The 19532-nt window shown below is 65.3% G+C and carries 20 protein-coding genes; 13 read left to right on the plus strand and 7 right to left on the minus strand.

Annotation, left to right across the window (positions count from 1 at the left end):
• Positions 1–3: 3 nt before the first annotated feature.
• Positions 4–1287 carry an NAD(P)/FAD-dependent oxidoreductase gene (locus tag FIV02_RS07860; protein ID WP_152488297.1) on the plus strand — a complete coding sequence of 428 codons (1284 nt, stop codon included), beginning with the start codon at positions 4–6 and terminating at the stop codon, positions 1285–1287.
• A 79-nt stretch (positions 1288–1366) separates the two neighbouring features.
• Here FIV02_RS07860 and FIV02_RS07865 read toward each other — a convergent pair whose 3' ends face one another.
• From FIV02_RS07865 to FIV02_RS07880, 4 genes are all read right to left on the minus strand, one after another.
• A complete protein-coding gene (locus FIV02_RS07865) occupies positions 1367–1771 on the minus strand; it encodes a hypothetical protein (RefSeq protein ID WP_152488298.1) in 405 nt (134 codons plus the stop codon).
• Between the two features lie 422 nt (positions 1772–2193).
• The gene (locus tag FIV02_RS07870) at positions 2194–2670 is read right to left on the minus strand and encodes a DUF2247 family protein (protein WP_152488299.1); all 477 of its coding nucleotides are present in this window, start codon (positions 2668–2670) and stop codon (positions 2194–2196) included.
• A 12-nt stretch (positions 2671–2682) separates the two neighbouring features.
• Positions 2683–4119, minus strand: coding sequence for a hypothetical protein (locus FIV02_RS07875; protein ID WP_256663097.1), 1437 nt, complete (start codon positions 4117–4119; stop codon positions 2683–2685).
• Between the two features lie 97 nt (positions 4120–4216).
• Positions 4217–4969 (minus strand): tetratricopeptide repeat protein, encoded by a 753-nt coding sequence (locus tag FIV02_RS07880; protein ID WP_152488300.1) that lies wholly within the window; start codon positions 4967–4969, stop codon positions 4217–4219.
• Positions 4970–5110: 141 nt separating this feature from the next.
• On the opposite strand from FIV02_RS07880, the gene pnuC reads away from it, so the two are divergent.
• The 3 genes from pnuC (at position 5111) to FIV02_RS07895 (ending at position 7747) form a co-directional block, all read left to right on the plus strand.
• Positions 5111–5683 (plus strand): nicotinamide riboside transporter PnuC, encoded by a 573-nt coding sequence (pnuC, locus tag FIV02_RS07885; protein ID WP_152488301.1) that lies wholly within the window; start codon positions 5111–5113, stop codon positions 5681–5683.
• 1 nt (position 5684) lies between these two features.
• Positions 5685–6716: an AAA family ATPase gene (locus FIV02_RS07890; protein ID WP_152488302.1), complete on the plus strand. Its 1032-nt coding sequence runs from the start codon at positions 5685–5687 to the stop codon at positions 6714–6716.
• 83 nt (positions 6717–6799) lie between these two features.
• Positions 6800–7747: an IS481 family transposase gene (locus FIV02_RS07895; RefSeq protein ID WP_152488303.1), complete on the plus strand. Its 948-nt coding sequence runs from the start codon at positions 6800–6802 to the stop codon at positions 7745–7747.
• Here FIV02_RS07895 and FIV02_RS07900 read toward each other — a convergent pair.
• Positions 7744–8523, minus strand: a complete 780-nt coding sequence (locus FIV02_RS07900) for an ABC transporter substrate-binding protein (protein ID WP_152488304.1) — start codon at positions 8521–8523, stop codon at positions 7744–7746. The two genes, FIV02_RS07895 and FIV02_RS07900, sit on opposite strands and share 4 nt — an antisense overlap.
• An 11-nt stretch (positions 8524–8534) precedes the next feature.
• On the minus strand, positions 8535–10145 hold the full coding sequence (locus FIV02_RS07905) for an FMN-binding glutamate synthase family protein (RefSeq protein WP_152488305.1): 1611 nt from the start codon (positions 10143–10145) through the stop codon (positions 8535–8537).
• 242 nt (positions 10146–10387) lie between these two features.
• Here FIV02_RS07905 and FIV02_RS07910 point away from each other — a divergent pair, with 242 nt between their 5' ends.
• The 7 genes from FIV02_RS07910 to FIV02_RS07940 all read left to right on the plus strand — a co-directional run bounded on the left by FIV02_RS07910 (position 10388) and on the right by FIV02_RS07940 (position 15144).
• Entirely contained in the window at positions 10388–11509 is a 1122-nt protein-coding gene (locus FIV02_RS07910; RefSeq protein ID WP_037049126.1) for a beta-ketoacyl-ACP synthase III, read from the plus strand.
• A 71-nt stretch (positions 11510–11580) separates the two neighbouring features.
• A complete protein-coding gene (locus FIV02_RS07915) occupies positions 11581–12183 on the plus strand; it encodes an RNA polymerase sigma factor (protein WP_037048720.1) in 603 nt (200 codons plus the stop codon).
• Positions 12177–12410 (plus strand): anti-sigma factor, encoded by a 234-nt coding sequence (locus FIV02_RS07920; protein WP_037048717.1) that lies wholly within the window; start codon positions 12177–12179, stop codon positions 12408–12410. The genes FIV02_RS07915 and FIV02_RS07920 overlap by 7 nt, the downstream gene beginning before the upstream one ends.
• A 260-nt stretch (positions 12411–12670) precedes the next feature.
• Positions 12671–12964: a hypothetical protein gene (locus FIV02_RS07925; protein WP_037048714.1), complete on the plus strand. Its 294-nt coding sequence runs from the start codon at positions 12671–12673 to the stop codon at positions 12962–12964.
• Positions 12965–12980: 16 nt separating this feature from the next.
• Positions 12981–13823 (plus strand): DUF692 domain-containing protein, encoded by an 843-nt coding sequence (locus tag FIV02_RS07930; protein WP_152488306.1) that lies wholly within the window; start codon positions 12981–12983, stop codon positions 13821–13823.
• Positions 13820–14530, plus strand: a complete 711-nt coding sequence (locus tag FIV02_RS07935; RefSeq protein ID WP_152488307.1) for a DUF2063 domain-containing protein — start codon at positions 13820–13822, stop codon at positions 14528–14530. Before FIV02_RS07930 ends, FIV02_RS07935 begins: the two co-directional genes overlap by 4 nt.
• 5 nt (positions 14531–14535) lie before the next feature.
• The gene (locus tag FIV02_RS07940; RefSeq protein ID WP_037048706.1) at positions 14536–15144 is read left to right on the plus strand and encodes a DoxX family protein; all 609 of its coding nucleotides are present in this window, start codon (positions 14536–14538) and stop codon (positions 15142–15144) included.
• Here FIV02_RS07940 and FIV02_RS07945 read toward each other — a convergent pair.
• Positions 15141–16175 carry an AraC family transcriptional regulator gene (locus tag FIV02_RS07945; RefSeq protein ID WP_152488308.1) on the minus strand — a complete coding sequence of 345 codons (1035 nt, stop codon included), beginning with the start codon at positions 16173–16175 and terminating at the stop codon, positions 15141–15143. The two genes, FIV02_RS07940 and FIV02_RS07945, sit on opposite strands and share 4 nt — an antisense overlap.
• A 137-nt stretch (positions 16176–16312) precedes the next feature.
• On the opposite strand from FIV02_RS07945, the gene FIV02_RS07950 reads away from it, so the two are divergent.
• Positions 16313–17908 (plus strand): FAD-binding oxidoreductase, encoded by a 1596-nt coding sequence (locus FIV02_RS07950; protein WP_047589463.1) that lies wholly within the window; start codon positions 16313–16315, stop codon positions 17906–17908.
• Positions 17909–17910: 2 nt separating this feature from the next.
• A complete protein-coding gene (locus FIV02_RS07955) occupies positions 17911–19488 on the plus strand; it encodes a glycerol-3-phosphate dehydrogenase/oxidase (RefSeq protein WP_152488309.1) in 1578 nt (525 codons plus the stop codon).
• The last annotated feature ends 44 nt before the right edge of the window (positions 19489–19532 follow it).

Genomic DNA, 19532 nt, shown 5'->3' on the forward strand with positions numbered 1-19532 from the left:
GCCTTGAAGGGACTACCGATCGCAATCGTGGGGGCCGGCACTGCCGGCCTCGCCACGGCCATTTTTCTCGCCCGCCAGGGCTTCGCCGTGCGCCTGCTGGAGCGGGTCGAGCACCTGCAGCCGGTGGGCGCCGGCATCCTGCTGCAGCCTTCCGGCCTGGCGGTGCTGCAGCGGCTCGGGCTGCTGGCCGAGTGCACCGCATTAGGCGCGCCTGTCAGCCGTCTGTACGGCACCAGTTGCAAGGGGCGGGTGATACTCGATACCCGCTATGACGACTGGCAGCCAGGCAGCTTCGGCCTTGGCATTCACCGTGGCGTATTGATGACGGCCCTGCTCAAGGCCGCGCAGCGTGCCGGCGTGCAGATGGAAACCGGCGTGAGCGTCAGCCGCTTCGAGCAGGCGGCCGGGCATGTTCGACTCGTGCGGCAGGATGAGCAGGGCGCCGAGCAGCCCCTGGGCGATTGCGCTGCACTGATCCTCGCCGATGGCACGCGTTCGAGCCTGCGCGCGCAGATGCAGGTGCGCCAATGGGCGCGGCCTTATCCCTGGGGTGCGCTGTGGAGCATGCTGCCGACTGCGGCGTCCGGCGAGTCCGGGGAGTTGCGCCAGTGGTACCGCGGTTGCCGCGAGATGTTCGGCCTGATGCCGACGGGGGCGACGCACCAGGCGCCTGGCCGCGCCCTGACCAGCCTGTTCTGGAGTCTGCCGTTGAGCGAGCACCAGGCCTGGCTTCAGCACGGCCTGGAGGCCTGGAAACGCCGCGTATGCAGCCTGGCCGGCGAGGCCGCGCACGGTTATCTGCAGCAGATCGACGATCCCGCGCAGCTGACGCTGGCCGCCTACGCGGACGTGCGCATGCAGCGCTGGCACGACGCTCGCGTGCTCGCCATCGGCGATTGTGCGCATGCCATGAGTCCGCAGCTGGGGCAGGGCGCCAACATGGCGCTGGTCGATGCCGCTGCCCTGGCCGATGCCCTGGGTGACGCTTCCGATGCGGCCCAGGAGACGCTCGACTGGAACGCACTGTTCGCCGGCTACGGCTATGCCCGTCGCGATCACCTGCGGTATTACCGTCAGGCCAGCCGCCTGCTGACGCCGCTGTTCCAGTCCAACAGCGGCACCTTGGCCGTGCTGCGCGATATCGCCCTGATGCTGGCGCGGCACAATCGCTTCGGTCGCCAGCATGCGGTCAGCACCCTGGTGGGCGCACGCAATGGCTGGCTGTGGCAGGGGACGCAGCAACGGGCGCTGCATGCCTGGAAGGGCGAGCGGGAGGCGTGGGAGTAGCCAGCAGCGCGGTGCCAGAGAAGCGCTTGCGCTGATCAGATATCGGGGTAGGTTTCCTGGAACCAGTCGATGGCCTCTTTCAGACAGTGAGCAGAATCTTCCGGGCATACGGTTTCACAGCGATCCCATCTTCGACGTCGATGGTGTCGACTGCATACAGCTGCTTGTCCATCGTCGCCAGGCACCAGGTGTAGCCATCAGGCAGAGCCAGGTGTTCAGGTTCCAGCAGGACCTCTGTGGACAGGGCATTGGCCAGCTGGATGGCCAGTTGCACGTCATCAAGGCTCAGCTCATCCGACGCCCAGGAGAGCCCCAGGCTCTGCTGGAACTCGGCCTCGTGGTCAGCGTATTGAAGGAAGATGGCCGCATGCTCCCTGGGATAGTCGAGCGACTCGACCCCATCGGGGATCTCTCGGTTGAGCCGTATGACAATCTCGCGCTCGGGGACTGTTCGTTTGAGGAAAAAATTGATCGAACGGCTCATTGCGCAGTGTGGTCGTCCTGGGTTTACACAGCTAGCAGGCTGCTGCTGTCTGTCTCGCCCTGAACGACATGTTTCCTGTCTGCCAGCGTCCTGAAATCAATCGATGCCATGACGGACGTATACGGCAGGGCGGCTGGATAGAACGGGTAGTCGATCGACATGTCATTGGCCTGTGAATGGCAGGGAGATGAACTGATCCTGAATCACGATCAGGTTCTTCGGGGCGACGATGATGATTTCTGTCTGGTGTTTCACATTCACTTTTCGTCAATCGTCTTGCGTACTCGTCGTTGCGCCTTCTGCCATCCATCGCATCCCGTCATGATGAATATGTCAGGTTTCTTGCTGTGTCCGTATTCACCATCGGAGGTTCGATGGCCGTTGTGGCGCCAAGGACAGTGTCTAGAGCGTAACGAATGAATTCATCCGTTGCTGGAGGTGAGGCGCTGTTCAAGAGTGTTGATGGTCTTTTGTAGTGCGTCCAGGGGGTCTGCTCCGTCTTGGGCGTAGATGCTGCAAGAGGCCATGTCCTCTGGGTAACCGAAGTCAGCGTAGAGCTCCTGTAACCGTTCGAGTTTTTCTTCAGGGGGAAGCGAGGAGTTCTGGAGTTCTGAAAGTATTGCCAGTCGCCATTTTTCGAGGGCAAGTGGATTGGCTTCCTGAGTGCTGATGCTGTTTTTTTTGCACAGTGTTGCCAGTAGCTCGGACACTTCGTCTTCGCTAAGCGCGTCGCTTCCGGCCAACAGCGCTATGTCTCCGTCGGTTTCACCGTGATGGAGGCGTTCGAAGGCGTAACTCGATATCGCGTCTTTATCGATCCAGCCGTTGTCTATTCCGAGCGCAAGAGTTGGCCAGTCAATCAGGTTGAGCTTGGCGAGTTCGGCGAGATATTTGTTCATGATCATCCCTTGCTATCTGGGGACCTGGTTGGGAAAGCCGGTTATTTTTCCACCGGGAATGAAGCGTCTATGAGTGACCCGGTCCTGGTCGACAATCCACTCGAAAACACCGTCTTTGCCATTTAGGCTGCCTTCTATCTGATAGAGCTCTGACGTTCTTACCGTTACGCCACCAGGGCCTTTGGTCGGTATCTCGAATTTTTGAGCATCGCCTGCGTAGTTGTCGATCAGATCGTTGAAGCTATGTGTCGGGTCTGTTTTGTTGGCGCTGCCAGTCCGTTCTTTTCCAAGAATCTCATTCTCTACGATTACAGGTTTTCTTGGCGTTGTGGGTGGGGTATCCACGGTCGATGGAGTGAGGCTCTTCGGGCGTTCCACCTCAACCGTTCGCGCCCCGGTCCCTGTCCCTCTTGTCTTGCCCCCGCGCCTGATTCTTGCACGCTTCAACGCGGCGCTCAGGCGCTTCAGGGCATTGCCCAGGCGGGTCAGCTTGTCCACATAGCTTACCGACGCCGCGCCGCGCGCGGCCAGGCCGACGCCGGCGGTGAAGACGATCAGCAGGGCGGAGAGGACGATTTCGAACAGCACGCCACCACTGAACTCGGCCACTTCCTCGGCGTTCTGCGCCTGTGCATAGTCCACGGCGAAGCGGCCCAGCATGGCTTTGCTGGGATCGTCCTCGTAGATGAAGCAGGCCAGCTCGTAGGCTTCGGCCAGCTGTTCGCGGGTGATGCTGCTGGGGTCGAAGCCCAGGGCTTCGACCAGCTCACGGTGCTGCTCCGCACTGAACTGGCGGTTGTAGGCGGCCAGCCAGGATTCTCCCTCGCTGGCGCGTGCCTGCCAGGCACTGCGCAGGGTGTTGCTGAAGATGGTGAACGGGTTGATCAGGTCGGAGTATTCCTTGACGGTCTTCAGCAGTCCCCAGGCGCCAAGGAAGAATCCCTTTCCCGCTGCGAGTCGTCGATGCAGGTAGTTGGATACTGCGCTGCGCTGATCCTGAATGGCTTGCAGGCGAGCGGCTTCGGCGCGCTCCGCCGCGAGGATCTCGTCGAGCACGGCCTGCAGCTCGGCGCGAGCGCTGCTGATATCGCTGTCGACGTCGCTATCGGCCAGCAACTGGGCTTCGTATTCGCCGGCAGGGAGGCTCTGGACCAGGCCGCCACGGGCATCCAGGCTGCCTCTTACGGCGCCGCCGCTGCTGGGCGTGAGGCTATAGGGCAGGTTGGCGCCGATGCATTCGCCGTTGTCCCAGACGAAACGCAGCCCGACCAGGCAGCGGTTGGCTTGGGCGGCAGCGCCTTCGAGCTGCCTCGCAGGCTGGCGGTCGAAGTCGCCGTTGTAGGGCTCCGGTGCCGGAGCCGGACGTTCGTTGCGATTATTGGGGACGTAGCCGCTCATCCTGTGGCATCCATGCTGCGGCCGGCATCTGCCGGCAGGTTCCTTCGTCAACGGCAGATGCTAACCAATGACCCATGCGCAAAGTCTTGCGCAACGGCGCGCGACGTCCGTTTTTTGTGAACGATGCACGCAAATAATGGCGAGCCGTTCAGTCGCGTTGCAGCTCGAGCAGTGCCTTGCGGCTGAGCTCCAGCCACTCCTGGTGCAGGGTCCGGTAGTGGCGGGCGGAACGGCGCGCGTGGGTCTGGATCTGCTCCAGCAGTTCGACGGCTTCGCGCTCGCGGCCGACCCGGCGCAGCAGCAGGGCGTAGCGATAGTTCGCCTCGGGGCTGGTGCAGTAGCTGCCGAGCACCCGGTATTCCTCTTCGGCCTTGAGGTCGTTGCCCTGGGCCTCCAGGGCGCGGGCATACAGCAGGTGGCCGTCGGCCGAGCGGAAGTTGGGGGTCTGCGCGATCAGCTGGTCGAGGCTCGCCTGGCAGCCGGCGAAATCGCCCAGGGCGAAGCGGGCCCTGGCCAGGCCGAGGAGGATGTCCGGGGCGTCGCTGTGAATGCCGCGCAAGGCTTGCTGGTAGTGCTGGGCGGCCTCTTGCGCCTGCCCCATGCGCAGCAGTTCGTCGGCCAGGTTCACGCGGGTGTCGCGGGTGTCGCGAATCTCCAGTTCATCGCGCAGGGCCCGCAGGTGGCGCTGCGGATCGATGCTGTCGTGCAGTTTGCCGAGCGCGCGGCGGCCACGGCGGCTGCCGAGCAGCTCCGGCAGCATGATGCCGAGAAAGTAGATCAGGCAGCCGATGCCGGGCAGGGCGATGATCAGGTACAGCCAGTAGCGATCCTGGCCGCTGCGTACCACGTGGAGGCCGCAGGTGACTTGGCAGGCGATGATCAGCAGGGCGAGCAGGGGCATGGTGCGGTCCAGTCCTTTGGAGTGCGGAGGGGCGGCTATCAGAGCATGGATCGCCATGGTTGTCAGGTGATCCATGCACGGCTGTGGGGTACGTCACGTGATAGGCTGCGCGGCTGATTCGCTGCCGTTGAGGATGCGTGCATGCCGTCGTCGCTGGAGATCTTCGCCAACCTGTTCTACCTGCTCTCGGTGTTGCTGGCTGCACGCAATTCGGTGCACACCTGGGCCGTCGGGTTAGTCGGCTGCGTGCTGTTCGGCTGGCTGTTCTTCAGCGTGCAGCTGTACGCGGACGTCACCCTGCAGCTGTTCTTCATCGCCACCAGCCTGTTGGGCTGGTGGAGCTGGCTCTACGGGCGCAGCGGGACGGCGCTGCCCATCGTTCGCTCATCCTGGCGAGAACTGTGCCTGGCGCTGTCGCTCGCGGTGGTCGTCGCCCTGGCGTACGGCGCGCTGCTGCATCACTTCACCGATGCCTACGCGCCCTTCATCGACTCGCTGGTGCTGACCTTCAGCGTGCTGGCGCAACTGCTGCTGATGCGCCGCAAGCTGGAGACCTGGTACGGCTGGCTGCTGGTGAACACCCTGGCGGTGCCGCTGTTCGTCTCGCGTGAGCTGTACCTGACGGCCTTCATCTACGTGCTGTTCTGGTTCAACGCCTGGTATGGCCTGTACTGCTGGCGCCGTGAACTGGCGGCCGAGGCGCAGGCGGCCTGACATGCGCCAGCGATTCGCCTGCGGCCTGGTGGTGGGCAAGTTCGCGCCGCTGCACCTGGGGCACGAGTGGCTGATCCGCCAGGCGCAGATGCAGTGCCAGCACCTGGTGCTGCTCAGTTGGTCGAACCCGGAGTTGCCCGGCTGCGCGCCGCAGCGGCGCGCGCGCTGGTTGCAGGCGCGCTTTCCACACCTGCGCAGCTGGGTGGTGACAGCCGACTGGGTCGACGAGCAGCGTGCCCGAGGCGTGGCGCTGGCGGAGCTTCCCCATGAATCGGCACCCGCTGCGGCGCAGCGCCAGTTCGTCGCCGATTTCTGCCTGGCCGTGCTCGGCCGTCCGGTGGATGCGGTGTTCACCAGCGAAGCCTATGGCGATGGTTTCGCTACGCATCTGGCCAGGTGCTTCGGGCGGCCGGTGCAGCATGTCGAGATCGACCGTGCACGCGTCACGGTGCCGGTGTCCGGTACGCGTCTGCGCGCCGATGTCCACGGTTTGCGCGAGTACCTGGCGCCACAGGTCTACGCGGACTTCGTCGAGCGCATCGCCTTGCTCGGCGGCGAGTCCACCGGCAAGAGCAGCCTCGGCCTGGCGCTGGCCGAGGCGCTGGGTACGCGCCATGCCGCCGAGTACGGTCGAGAGTTGTGGGAGCAGCAGGGCGGTGTGCTGGGCTACGACGACCTGCTGCGGATCGGTCGCACCCAGGTCGCGCGGGAGCGGGAACTGGCCGGGCACTGTCAGCGCTACCTGGTCTGCGACACCACACCACTGACCACGCTGTTCTATTGTCGCGAGCTGTTCGGGCGCGCCGAGGCCGAGCTGGAGCAGCTTGCCCGGCGGCATTATCACCACGTGTTCCTGTGCGCCGATGACTTCCCCTTCGTGCAGGACGGCACGCGCCAGGACGAGACCTTCCGGAGGCGCCAGAACCAGTGGTATGAACAGGCGCTGCAGCAGCGCGGCTGGGCGTTCACGCGTCTTGCCGGCAGCCTGGCGCAGCGCGTCGAGCAGGTGCTGCAGGTGCTGGCCGACGCCTAGTTGTGATCTCTCAGTAGGTTGTTCATCCGGGGCATTCCCGGAATTCTGGAAGTGCGACCAACACAGCCTTCCAGGAGCCCCGGATGAACCTGCATAAACATGCCCGTCTTACCCCGCGAGGTCGAGCCCTTCTCGTGCAGCGCATGCTCAACGGCCTACGAGTCGAAGATGCGGCACAAGCCGCTGGCGTCAGTGTACGTACAGCCTACAAGTGGCTCAGACGCTTTCGTGAAGAGGGTGAGATCGGCCTGATGGATCGTTCATCACGTCCGCACTCATGCCCCCATGCCACGGCAATCGCTCTGGTCGAGCAACTGATCGAGCTACGTCGCTCTCGCAAGACTTACCGGCAGATCGCCCAGATACTCGGCCTGGCCGTCAGTACCGTGGCCCGCCGCCTCAAGCAGGCCGGCTTTCATCGGCTGGCTGAGCTGGAACCCGCGCCTGTGGTGGTGCGTTATGAATACGCCAATCCTGGCGATCTCCTGCACCTGGACATCAAGAAGCTTGGCCGCTTCTGGAAACCCGGACATCGAGTCACTGGCGACCGTCAGCAGTGCTCCGACGGCGCCGGCTGGGAGTTCATGCACGTGGCTATCGACGATGCGTCCCGACTGGCGTTCACCAGCCTGCATCCGGATGAGCGTGGCAGCAGCGCCTGCCGGGCCTTGCTGCAAGCACTGCGCTACTACCGCGGGCTGAACATTTGCTTTCGGCGCGTCATGACAGACAACGGCGCCTGCTATCGGTCCCGGGCGTTTCAACGGTTGTGTGCTCGGCTCGGGCTGAAACACATCCGTACCAAGCCCTATACGCCACGCACCAACGGCAAGGCCGAGCGCTTCATCCAAACGAGCCTGCGTGAATGGGCCTATGCCCGTAGCTACGACACTTCACAGCAGCGAGCAGCGCACCTGCTGCCCTGGCTGCATCACTACAACTGGCACCGACTGCACGCCAGCCTCGGATACCTGCCCCCAATCAGCAGAGCGCCGCTTCCACTGAACAACGTGCTGGGTTTACACACCTAGCGGTAGCGGGCGAGGATGGCCTCGAGCTCGCCGTCCTGCTTCATCTGCACCAGTGCGCCCAGGAGCGCTTGCGTCGGTACGTCCGGGGCGTCGCGAACGAGGCAGTAGATCAGGTCGCTGCTGATTTCACCGAGCGCGTGCAACCGCTCGGCTTTGCTCCGATGGCGGTTGAACCAGTCCAGGGACAGGTTGTTGCTGACCGCATAGCGGTAGCGACCGGCCTCGAGTTTCTCCATCACCAGGGCCTGGGTGCGAACATCCTCGCGGTGAACCCGGGCACTGTCGAACAGCGCCTGCAGACCGGGATAGTTGAAACCCAGGACCGTGCCCAGGCGCTGGCCGTGAAGTTTCTCCAGGGTGAAGTCGGGCTCGGCGCTGCGCCCCACGATCAAGTCGTGGTGGACCAAGAGGGGCTGACTCCAGATGTACTGGTGGTGTGAGTCCTGGTGCCAGGACGGGTTGACGTAGCAGTGTACGTCGATTTCGCCTCGAGCCCGGGCGCTTTGCGCGCGCAGGCGTGGTATCAGCACCAGCTCGGCGTCGCGGCCAACCTTTTGCGCCAGGTGCATATAGAGGTCATAGAGAATGCCAGTGGTCGTCTGGCCGTCGACGAACTGCATCATCGGCATGGCCCAGCCCTCGATGACGGCGAACCGCAGTGGGCGCTGTTCCTGCGCGAAGGCGGCAACGCCGACCGCCAGCAGCAGGGTACCGAGCAGGCACAGACGCGTCAGCGCAGGGCAGCGTTGGCGTCGGTGCGGTATCTGCTCGGACATGTTGCTATCGCTCAGGCCAGGGCGGGTTCGAAGCTGTCCGCCCGCGCCATGTTCCACATGCGTTCATAGAACTCGCCACTGATTTCGCCGCTGACCAGCTCGCCCGCTGCGAGGAAGACGTGTTGCTGGGCGAACAGCTTGATCTCGGTGGCGGACATGCGCTGCACCAGATGCTTGGCATCGATCTGTGCGGGGTGGTCGAGGCCGGCGGCAGCGAGCATCTCGGCCAGCGCCCTGAGTGTGTTGCGGTGAAAGTTGTGGACGCGCTGGGCCTTGTCCTCGACCACCAGGGCGCGCTGGCGCAGTGGGTCCTGGGTGGCGACGCCGGTCGGGCACTTGTTGGTGTGGCAGGACTGCGACTGGATGCAGCCGATGGCGAACATGAAGCCGCGCGCCGAGTTGGCCCAGTCGGCGCCGATGGCCAGCACGCGGGCGATGTCGAAGGCGCTGACGATCTTGCCGCTGGCGCCGAGCTTGATCTTGTCGCGCAGGTTGCTGCCGACCAGGGTGTTGTGCACGAACAGCAGGCCTTCGCGTAGTGGCACGCCGAGGTGGTCGGTGAACTCCAGCGGCGCGGCACCGGTGCCGCCCTCCTTGCCGTCGACGACGATGAAGTCCGGCAGGATGCCGGTCTCCAGCATGGCCTTGACGATGCCCATGAACTCCCAGGGGTGACCCAGGCAGAACTTGAAGCCCACCGGCTTGCCGCCCGACAGCTCGCGCAGCTGGGCAATGAACTGCAGCAGCTCGGTCGGCGTGGAGAATGCGCTGTGGCGCGACGGGGACACGCAATCCTCGCCCATCGGGATGCCGCGTGTGCTGGCGATTTCCGCAGTGATCTTGTGCTTGGGCAGGATGCCGCCATGGCCAGGCTTGGCGCCCTGGCTGAGCTTGATCTCGATCATCTTCACCTGCGGGGTGCAGGCCTGGGCAGCGAAGCGTTCGGCATCGAAGCGGCCGTCCGAGGTGCGGCAGCCGAAGTAGCCGCTGCCCAGCTCCCACACCAGATCACCGCCATGCTCGCGATGATAGGGGCTGATGCTGCCTTCGCCGGTGTCGTGGTAGAAGTCGCCGAGCTTCGCACCTTCGTTGAGGGCTCGAATGGCATTGGCGCTCAGCGAGCCGAAGCTCATCGCCGAGATGTTGAACAGGGAGGCCGAGTAAGGCTGGCGGCATTGCGGCCCGCCGATCTCCACGCGGAAGCTGCAGGGGTCGGTCAGCGGCGCCGGACGCATGGAGTGGCTGATGAACTCGAAGCCGCTCTGGTAGACGTCGCTGAGGGTGCCGAAGGGCTTGTCGGCGCCTTCGTTCTTCGCCCGGGAGTAGACCAGCGAGCGTTGCGAGCGCGAGAAGGGCAGCTGTTCAGCGTCGCCTTCGAGCAGGTACTGGCGAATTTCCGGACGGATGCCCTCGACCAGGTAGCGGATATTGCCGAGGATCGGGTAGTTGCGGCGCACCGCATGGCGCTTCTGCAGCAGGTCGCCGATGCCGATCAGGCTGAGCACGGCGCCGAGCAGGGTGAAGGCTCCCAGCCACTCGTGATCGAGGAAGGGCAGGCTGCCCAGGGTAAACAGCACGCAGAAGGCAAAGAAAGCGTAGCGGCTGAGCAAGGACAGGTTCATGCGGTCTCCCATGATGCGGAACATAATTAGACTTTAGACCAGGCGGCTTTATCTGGTCATTTTTTGCCCGTATAGACACTCTGCAAAGGCTGAGGACGAATGGCCACGCCCTGTGGCACACTCAGTGGCCCGGAGCCAACCATCGCCAGAGCTTGGCCCTTATCCCCCGTTTTTTGGGTCTGCGCAATCGTTGCAGTCCTACTGCCTGAGGCCGTCCTTGGCGGCCAAGAAGAGGAATGACCGTGCATAACGTCGTGATCAGTGGTACCGGCCTCTATACCCCGGCCAACAGCATTTCCAACGACGAACTGGTGGCATCCTTCAATGCCTACGTGCAGCAGTTCAACGCCGACAACGCCGAGGCCATCGCCCGTGGCGAGGTCGAGGCGCTGAGCGAGTCCAGCAGTGGTTTCATCGAGAAGGCGTCGGGCATCAAGAGCCGCTTCGTCATCGACAAGGACGGCATCCTCGACCCGCAGCGCATGGTGCCGCGCATCCCCGAGCGTTCCAACGAGCAATGGGGCATCCTCTGCGAGATGGCCGTGGGCGCTGCCAAGCAGGCGCTGGAGCGTGCCGGCAAGACCGTCGCCGACATCGACGGGGTGATCGTCGCCTGTTCGAACCTGCAGCGCGCCTACCCGGCGGTGGCCATCGAAGTGCAGGCGGCCCTGGGCATCGAGGGCTGGGGGTATGACATGAACGTGGCCTGCTCGTCGGCCACCTTCGGCATCCAGGCTGCGACCACCGCGATCCAGACCGGCCAGGCCCGCGCCATTCTCATGGTCAACCCGGAAATCTGCACCGGCCACCTGAACTTCCGTGACCGGGACAGCCACTTCATCTTCGGTGATGCCGCCACGGCGGTGATCATCGAGCGCGCCGACCAGGCCACCTCCAAGCATCAGTTCGACGTGGTCGGTACCAAGCTGCTGACCCAGTTCTCCAACAACATCCGCAACAACTTCGGTTTCCTCAACCGTGCGGCGGAGGAGGGCGTGGGCACTCGCGACAAGCTGTTCGTGCAGGAAGGCCGCAAGGTGTTCAAGGACGTCTGCCCGATGGTCGCCGAGCTGATCGCCGCGCACCTGGCGGAAAACCAGCTCAACGTCAGCGACGTCAAGCGCTTCTGGCTGCACCAGGCCAACCTCAACATGAACCTGCTGATCGCTCGCAAGCTGCTGGGCCGTGATGCCGAGCCGCATGAGGCGCCGGTGATTCTCGACACCTACGCCAACACCAGTTCGGCCGGTTCGGTTATCGCCCTGCACAAGAACCAGGACGATCTGCCCGCAGGCAGCCTGGGTGTTCTAAGCTCCTTCGGTGCCGGTTATTCGATCGGCAGTGTAATTTTGCGCAAGCGTTGAACTCTCTTTAAGAATGCCTGACGCGCGCGGGGCGTTCATGCGTGCGCTCAGGCTTCATCCTAGGGAGTTCTATGTCCGATTCCGAACTGCTGGATCGTCTGCTCGCCGGTGAGCAGAAGGCTTATCGCGAGCTGGTCGCTCGCTATCAGGGCGCGATGCGGGCGGTGGCCTACGCCATCGTCGGCAGCCGCCACGCCGATGAGGTGGTGCAGGACGCGTGGCTCGCGGTGGTGCGCAGTCTCAGCGGCTTCGAGGGGCGTGCCAGCCTGAAGACCTGGCTGTTGACCATCACCGCCAATACCGCCAAGACCCGTCTCAAGCAGAATCGCCGCGAGGTGCTGCTCGACGACCTGCCAGCGCCCCACGGCACCATCGGCGAGGAGCGCTTCGCCGACGATGGCCACTGGCTGCTGGCGCCCCACGCCTGGCATCAGGACAGCCCCGAGGCGTTGCTGACCGAGGACGAGCTGCGCGAGTGCCTGGAGCATACGCTGACCAGCCTGTCGGAATTGCAGAGCAGCGTCCTGATATTGCGCGAGCGGCAGGGGCTGGAGTTGGAGGCGATCTGTAATCTTCTCGACATCTCGCTCTCCAATGCGCGTGTGCTGCTGCATCGAGCACGCCTGAAAGTCTTCGCCACTCTGGAACATTTCGAGGAGACAGGCCAATGCTGACCTGCAAGGAACTGGTCGCTCACTCAAGCGATTTTCTCGACGGCCAACTGACCCTGCGCCAGCGTATCGCGGTGCGCGCGCACCTGGCCATGTGCGGTAACTGCCGGCGTTTCATCCGGCAGATGAAGTTGACCCAGGCGGTGATCCGACAGATGCCGGAGGGCGAGCTGCCCGAACTCGAGGCTCTGTCCGAGCGTCTGGCGCAGACGCGCCGCGACGACGATTGAAGCGAACCCGGAGTGATCCGGGTTTTTCTTTTCTTTCTCCCTTTCACCACCATTCATCCCCCGCGTCGCCGCTGTGGGAGGGGCTTCAGCCGCGACCTCCTGGATAGCCGGTAATCGACAGTCGCGCACCTGCTCAACGCGCATTGCCTCCTGGCCAGGGAAAAGTTTTCACCCTCCGCTGTAACGTCCGCACCTGTGCCTCGTCCATTGCTGCGAGGGCGCCAATCCGGCCCCGTCAATCGAACCGATGGAGATGCACCATGAAACAACTCAATACCCTGACTGCCACCCTGGGCGCTGCACTGCTGACTTCCGTGGCGTTCACCGCGCACGCTGCGAGCAACCCGTTCGCCGCGCAGGAACTGGCCAGCGGCTACAGCCTGGCAGCTGCCGAGAAGGCCCAGGAAGGTTCCTGTGGCGAAGGCAAGTGCGGTGGCGAGATGAAGGCCGATCAGGAAGGCAAGTGCGGCGAGGGCAAGTGCGGCGCCGAGAAGAAGGCCGACGCCGAAGGCAAATGCGGCGAAGGCAAGTGCGGCGGCGAGAAGAGCGAGTAAGGGCGAGGGACGGATCATGCAACTCGCATCTCTCAGCGGCGCCGGGCTTGGCCTGCGCCGCGGCCTGCTGGCCGAGCTGAGCGCCGATGCCGCCAGCGGCGCCGACTTCCTGGAGGTTGCGCCGGAGAACTGGATCGGCGTTGGCGGGCGCCTGGGCAAGCAGCTGCGGGCCCTGAGCGAGCGCCGGCCGCTGTTGTGCCATGGTCTTTCCCTCAACCTGGGTGGCTTCGCACCGCTGGACCTGGACCTGCTGCACGCCATCAAGGGTTTTCTCGATGCGCACGGCGTGCTGGCCTACAGCGAGCACCTGTCGGCCTGTGCCGACGAGGGCCAGCTCTACGACCTGATGCCGCTGCCGTTCTCCGAGGAGTCGGTGCTGCGCATCGCCGAGCGCGTGCGCATCGTGCAGGACGTGCTGGAACGGCCACTGATCATCGAGAACGTCTCGGCCTATGCGCGCCTGCCGGGCGAGCTGGAGGAAGCAGAGTTCGTCTGCGCGGTGCTGGAGCGGGCCGACTGCCAGCTGTTGCTGGATGTCAACAACGTCTACGTCAACAGCCTGAATTTCGGCTTCGATGCCGATGCCTACATCGCGGCGATGCCCAGCGAGCGCATCGCCTACCTGCATGTGGCCGGTCACTACGACCAGGCCGACGACCTGAAGATCGATACCCACGGAGCCGCGGTGATCGACCCGGTGTGGGCCCTGCTGCGTGCCACCTACGCGCGGCATGGCGTGCGACCGACGCTGCTGGAGCGCGACTTCAACTTCCCGCCGCTGGCCGAACTCTATGCCGAGCTGGCGCACATCCGTGCGTTGCAGCAGGCCGCGGCACCTCTCGACAGGTATGGCACATGAAGGGGATCGAGCTGCAGCGCGATTTCGCCGCGCGCATCCGTCAGCCCGATGCGCACGGGCTGCTGCCGGGGATCGCCGCCGAGCGCATGGCGATCTACGAGGAGCTGTTCTTCAACAATGTCGCCAGCCTGGTGAGCGGTGCCTTTCCGGTGCTGCGCGGCGTGCTCGGTGCCGAGCGCTGGCAACGCCTGGTGCGCGGCTTTCTCGCCGAGCACCGTGCCGCTACCCCCTATTTCCTGGAAATCAGTCAGGAGTTCATCGCCTGGTTGCAGCAGGGCTACCGCTCTGAGCCTGACGACCCGTCGTTCATGCTGGAGCTGGCGCACTACGAATGGGTGGAGCTGGCGCTGGATGTCAGCGAAGCGCAGCTGCCGCAACGCGGCTGGTCGCCGCTGGCCTGGCCGCTGGCCTATGTGTGGCCGGTCCAGCGCATCGGTGCTGAACATCGCCCTGCGCTGCCGCCTGACGAGCCGACCTGCCTGCTGGTCTGGCGGGATGGCAAGGATCAGGTGCGCTTCATGCAGCTGACGCCCTTCGCCTACCAGCTGGCGCTGCGCCTGCAGGCCGGCGAACCACCGCTGCAGGCGCAGCTGGCTCTGGCCACGGCTGCAGGCTTGGCCGCCGACCGCAGCTATTTCGCTAACGCCCGTGCGCTGCTGGAAGACTGGCAGGCGCGCGACATCTGGTTTCCCTATACCGAGGACTGACCGTCATGATCGCTTTGCTCAATCGTTTCCAGGATGCGCTGGAGTATTCCCGGCGCCTGGATTTCCTCGGCCCGCTGCTGCTGCGCCTGTACCTGGTGCCGGTGTTCTGGATGGCCGGTACGCAGAAACTGGCCGATATCGGTGCCACGGCGGCCTGGTTCGGCAACCCGGACTGGGGGCTTGGCCTGCCATTCCCCGAGCTGCTGGCCTGGGCCGCGGCGCTGAGCGAGGCCGGTGGCGCCATTCTGCTGCTGTTCGGCCTGGCGGTGCGCTGGATCAGCATTCCGCTGATCGTCACCATGCTGGTGGCGATCTGTGCCGTGCACTGGCCCTACGGCTGGCAGGCGATCGCCGACCCTTCCGCGCCCTTCGCCAACGAACGTGTGCTGGCGGCTGCGCAGAAGCTGGAACGCGCACGCGCCATCCTGCGTGAACACGGCAACTATGACTGGCTGACGAGCAGCGGCAAGTTCGTGGTGCTGAACAACGGCATCGAGTTCGCCGTCACCTACCTGGTGATGCTGGTCGCGCTGTTCTTCAGTGGGGCGGGGCGCTGGTTCAGTCTGGATTACTGGTTGGCGCGGCAGTGGCGCACGCCGCGTGCGTCCGCCTAGGCGAGCGGGTTGTCACGGCGCCGGTTCTCGCGAAACTCCCCCGGCGTTTGCCCGGTCCAGCTCTTGAAACTGCGGTGGAAGGAGCGCGACTCGGTGAAACCCAGGTAGCAGGCAATGTCCTGGATCGCCAGGTCACTACGCAGCAGGTAGTGCTCGGCCAGCTCCTGGCGCAGCTCGTCGAGTATCTGCTGGTAGCTGGTGCCGGCCTGCTGCAGATGGCGCTGCAGGGTGCGCACCGTCATGTCGAACTTCTCGGCCACCCGTTCCTTGCGTGGCAGACCATCCTTGAGCAGCAGGCGCAGGGCATTCTTCACCCGTCGCGGTAGCGGCTCGTCATCGTCCAGGCCGGCCATCAGGGTCAGCGCGTGTTCTTCCAGCGTGCGCAGCAGGTTGGCGTCGGCCTGGCGCAACGCGACGCCCAGGTAGTCCAGCGGCACCAGCAGCGCATTGCATGGCTGCTCGAACAGCACCGGGCAGCCGAACAGCTGCTGGTAGTCGTCGAGCGTGGTGCCGGCCGGTTGCGCATGCTCGAACCACACCTCGCGTGGCGAGTGCTCGGAGTCGGCGATCCAGCGTGCGTACAGCAGCCAGGAGGCGAGCACGTTCTCCACCATGTGTCGCCGCACCTCGGGGCCCTGATGACGGCAGCTCCAGATCAGGCGCACATGGTCCTCGGCCGCTTCGATACGGCTGGTGCCCATGTCACCCACCAGTTTCTCGTAGGGCACGATGCGGCTCATGGCTTCGCCCAGGGTGGCGCAGTTCATGGCGATGTAACCGAGCACGCTCCAGGAACCCGGCTGCACGAAGCGCGCCGCGTGCAGGCCGAACAGCGGGTCGGCGGAAACGCTCATCAGGTGTTCCAGCAGACGCTCATGCACCTCGCTGGGCATGCGCTTGCCATTGTCGGCCAGGTCGCGCGCATCGATGCCGGCCGCCGCCAGCGCGCGATCGATGTCCAGGCCGAGGTGCTCGGCCTGGCGCAGGTACTTGAGCAGGGCGGGAACCGAGGTGTAGCCGAGGTTTTCCATGGGTTCTTCTTGTTCTGGGTGAAAGGGTGCTCTGCCTGTCTTGATTGGCGACAGCGCCTGTCACAATCCGACAGTGACGGCGGACGACGGCTGGCTAGTATAGGCAGCCATCAGTGCTGATCGGAATGGGGAACGCAATGCGACGCTGGAACGGATGGGGTGACGAGTCGACCGAAGTGGAACTGCCGGCACATGGCGAGGCGTTTCTCGCCGAGCTGATCGGGCCAGGGCAGCGTCTGGCCGATGCCAGCCTGGCACAGGTACTGGCCAGTGTGCCGCCGTCGCGCCTGGCGCCGCACCCGTCGATCAGCCAGGACGCCGAGATGCGCGTGCGCCACGCCCGTGGGCAGAGCCTGCCGGACTGGCTGGCCATGCGCTCCGGGGATTTCGGCCTGTTTCCCGATGGCGTCGCCTGCCCGGAGAGCGCCGAGCAGATTCGCGAGCTGCTGGCCTGGGCGCAGCAGCACGACGTCACGCTGATTCCCTATGGCGGCGGTACCTCGGTGGCCGGGCACATCAATCCGCAAGCCGGCGAGCGCCCCGTGCTGACCCTGTCGCTGGAGCGCATGACGCGTCTGCTCGACATCGACGAAGACAGCCTCATCGCCACCTTCGGCCCCGGCGCCAATGGCCCGCAGGTCGAGAGCCAGTTGCGCGCACGCGGCTACACCCTGGGGCACTTCCCGCAGTCCTGGGAGCTGTCGACCCTCGGCGGCTGGGTGGCCAGTCGCTCCAGTGGTCAGCAGTCCCTGCGCTATGGGCGCATCGAGCAACTGTTCGCTGGCGGCAAGCTGGAAACCTTCGCCGGCACCCTGGAGATTCCCACCTTCCCGGCCTCGGCCGCCGGCCCCGACCTGCGCGAGCTGGTGCTGGGCTCGGAAGGGCGCTTCGGAGTGATTTCCGAAGTGCGCGTGCGCATCAGCCGCCTGGCCGAGCAGGAGCGCTTCTATAGTGTCTTCCTGCCCGACTGGCAGCAGGCACTGAGCGCCGTGCGCCAGCTGGCCCAGGCGCGCGTCCCCCTGTCCATGCTGCGCCTGTCCAATGCCATCGAGTCGCGTACCCAGCTGGCGCTGGCCGGGCATCCGCAGCAGATCGCCCTGCTGGAAAAGTACCTGGCGTTGCGCGGCGCCCGTGACGGCAAGTGCATGCTGACCTTCGGCGTCACCGGCAGCCGCGTGCAGAACGCCGCCTCGCTGAAACAGGCGCGGCGCCTGCTGAAGGGCTTCGGCGGGGTGTTCACCGGCACCCTGCTGGGCAAGAAGTGGGAGCAGAATCGCTTCCGCTTCCCGTACCTGCGCCATGGTCTGTGGGAGGGCGGCTATCTGGTCGACACCCTGGAAACCGCCACCGACTGGTCGAACGTCGACAACCTGCTGAACAAGGTCGAAGCCAGCCTGCGCGAAGAGCTGGTCGGCGACGGTGAGCGCGTGCATGTGTTCACCCACCTGTCGCACGTCTATGGCGAGGGCTCCAGCATTTACACCACCTATGTGTTCCGGCCGGGCAGCGACTACGCCGAGGCCCTGTCGCGCTGGCAGCGCCTGAAGGCTGCAGCCAGCCGCACCATCGCCGAGAATCGCGGCACCATCAGCCACCAGCATGGCGTCGGGCGTGACCATGCGCCGTACCTGGTGGAGGAGAAGGGCGAGCTGGGCATGGCCACGTTGCGCAAGCTGTCCGCGCATTTCGATCCTGAACAGCGCCTGGCTCCCGGCGTGCTTCTGCAGGACTGATCATGGAAGCCTGGAACGCCGCCTGGCGCGAACGTGCCCTGCCCGAGCTGGCGGCGCGCGACTGGGACTTGCTGGTGATCGGCGGCGGCATCTGCGGCGCCGGCATCCTGCGCGAGGCCGCCCGGCGTGGCTGGCGTTGCCTGCTGCTGGAGCAGCGTGACTTCGCCTGGGGCACCTCCAGTCGCTCGTCGAAAATGGTCCACGGCGGGTTGCGCTATGTCGCCAAGGGGCAACTGGCGCTGACCCGTGATTCGGTACGCGAGCGCCAGCGCCTGCTGGGCGAGGCACCGGGGCTGGTGCAGCCGCTGAGTTTCGTCATGCCGCACTATCGTGGCGGCTTTCCCGGCCCCAGGGTCTTCGGCGGCTTGCTGAGCCTGTATGACGCCCTGGCCGGCAAGCGCAATCACCTGTTCTACCCGCTGCAGCAACTGCGCTACCTGGCGCCGGGCCTGCGCGAGGACGGCCTGCTGGGTGGCACGCGTTTCTTCGACGCGGTGACCGACGATGCGCGCCTGGTGCAACGTGTGCTGGGTGAGGCGCGCAGCGACGGTGGCGAGGCGCTCAACGGCATGCGCGTGGTCGAGCTGCTGCGCGAGGCGGACCAGGTCGTCGGTGTGCTCGCCGAGGATACGCAGACGGGCGCGCGCTACCCGCTGCGCAGTCGCGCCGTGGCGCAGGCCACCGGGGCCTGGGCCGACTGCCTGCGTACGCCGGGCAATGGGCGGATCCGCCCGCTGCGCGGCAGCCATCTGCTGCTGCCGGGCTGGCGCCTGCCGGTGGCCCACGCCTTCAGTTTCATGCACGCGGACGATGGTCGGCCGGTGTTCGTCTTCCCCTGGGAGGGGGCGACGGTGATCGGCACCACCGACCTGGATCATGATGGGGCGCTGGATGACGACGCGGCCATCAGCAACGCGGAGGTCGACTACCTGCTGGCGGCCTGTGCCCAGCAGTTTCCCCAGGCCCTGGTCGGCCGCGCCGACGTGCTGGCGACCTGGGCCGGCGTGCGTCCGGTGGTGAGTGACGGCGCCGTCGGCCTGAAGCCCTCGGACGAGAAGCGCGAGCATGCGCTGTGGGTCGAGCCGGGGTGCGTGACTCTGGCCGGCGGCAAGCTGACGACCTTCCGGCTGCTGGCGCTGGAGGTGCTGCGGGCCTGCGCCGGTTTCGTCGGCAAGACGGTCGACGACCGCGGTTGTGCGGTGTTCCGCGCTGAAGCTTTGCCGTCCATGGCGTCGCTGAGCCCGGCGCAGCAGCGGCGTCTGGCCGGTCGCCATGGTCGCCAGCTGGGCGAGGTGCTGCGGCGAATCGAAGCCCTGGGTGAGGCGTGCGTCGCCGGCACCGACACCCTGTGGGCCGAGCTGGCCTGGGCCGCCGACGGCGAACTGGTGCTGCACCTGGACGACCTGCTGCTGCGCCGTACCCGTCTGGGCCTGTTGCTGGCCGAAGGCGGGCGTGCCGAGTTGCCGCGCATACGTGCGCTGTGCCAGCCACGCCTGGGCTGGAGCGACGAGCGCTGGCAGCAGGAACAAGCGAACTACCTGGCGCTCTGGCAACGCTGCTACAGCTTGCCGCCAGCCTGATCATCCAGTGGTGGCCTGGCCGCCGCTGGCAGCCCGGACGCGAA

Source organism: Pseudomonas sp. THAF187a (genome assembly GCF_009363395.1).
Lineage (GTDB): Bacteria > Pseudomonadota > Gammaproteobacteria > Pseudomonadales > Pseudomonadaceae > Aquipseudomonas > Aquipseudomonas khazarica.

Coding starts and splice junctions, on each gene's coding strand:
- FIV02_RS07865 (WP_152488298.1), bottom strand. CDS start 1,771: ATGAGCCGTTCGATCAATTTTTTCCTCAAACGAACAGTCCCCGAGCGC.
- FIV02_RS07870 (WP_152488299.1), bottom strand. CDS start 2,670: ATGAACAAATATCTCGCCGAACTCGCCAAGCTCAACCTGATTGACTGG.
- FIV02_RS07880 (WP_152488300.1), bottom strand. CDS start 4,969: ATGCCCCTGCTCGCCCTGCTGATCATCGCCTGCCAAGTCACCTGCGGC.
- pnuC (WP_152488301.1), top strand. CDS start 5,111: ATGCCGTCGTCGCTGGAGATCTTCGCCAACCTGTTCTACCTGCTCTCG.
- FIV02_RS07890 (WP_152488302.1), top strand. CDS start 5,685: ATGCGCCAGCGATTCGCCTGCGGCCTGGTGGTGGGCAAGTTCGCGCCG.
- FIV02_RS07895 (WP_152488303.1), top strand. CDS start 6,800: ATGAACCTGCATAAACATGCCCGTCTTACCCCGCGAGGTCGAGCCCTT.
- FIV02_RS07900 (WP_152488304.1), bottom strand. CDS start 8,523: ATGTCCGAGCAGATACCGCACCGACGCCAACGCTGCCCTGCGCTGACG.
- FIV02_RS07905 (WP_152488305.1), bottom strand. CDS start 10,145: ATGAACCTGTCCTTGCTCAGCCGCTACGCTTTCTTTGCCTTCTGCGTG.
- FIV02_RS07915 (WP_037048720.1), top strand. CDS start 11,581: ATGTCCGATTCCGAACTGCTGGATCGTCTGCTCGCCGGTGAGCAGAAG.
- FIV02_RS07920 (WP_037048717.1), top strand. CDS start 12,177: ATGCTGACCTGCAAGGAACTGGTCGCTCACTCAAGCGATTTTCTCGAC.
- FIV02_RS07925 (WP_037048714.1), top strand. CDS start 12,671: ATGAAACAACTCAATACCCTGACTGCCACCCTGGGCGCTGCACTGCTG.
- FIV02_RS07930 (WP_152488306.1), top strand. CDS start 12,981: ATGCAACTCGCATCTCTCAGCGGCGCCGGGCTTGGCCTGCGCCGCGGC.
- FIV02_RS07935 (WP_152488307.1), top strand. CDS start 13,820: ATGAAGGGGATCGAGCTGCAGCGCGATTTCGCCGCGCGCATCCGTCAG.
- FIV02_RS07940 (WP_037048706.1), top strand. CDS start 14,536: ATGATCGCTTTGCTCAATCGTTTCCAGGATGCGCTGGAGTATTCCCGG.
- FIV02_RS07945 (WP_152488308.1), bottom strand. CDS start 16,175: ATGGAAAACCTCGGCTACACCTCGGTTCCCGCCCTGCTCAAGTACCTG.
- FIV02_RS07950 (WP_047589463.1), top strand. CDS start 16,313: ATGCGACGCTGGAACGGATGGGGTGACGAGTCGACCGAAGTGGAACTG.
- FIV02_RS07955 (WP_152488309.1), top strand. CDS start 17,911: ATGGAAGCCTGGAACGCCGCCTGGCGCGAACGTGCCCTGCCCGAGCTG.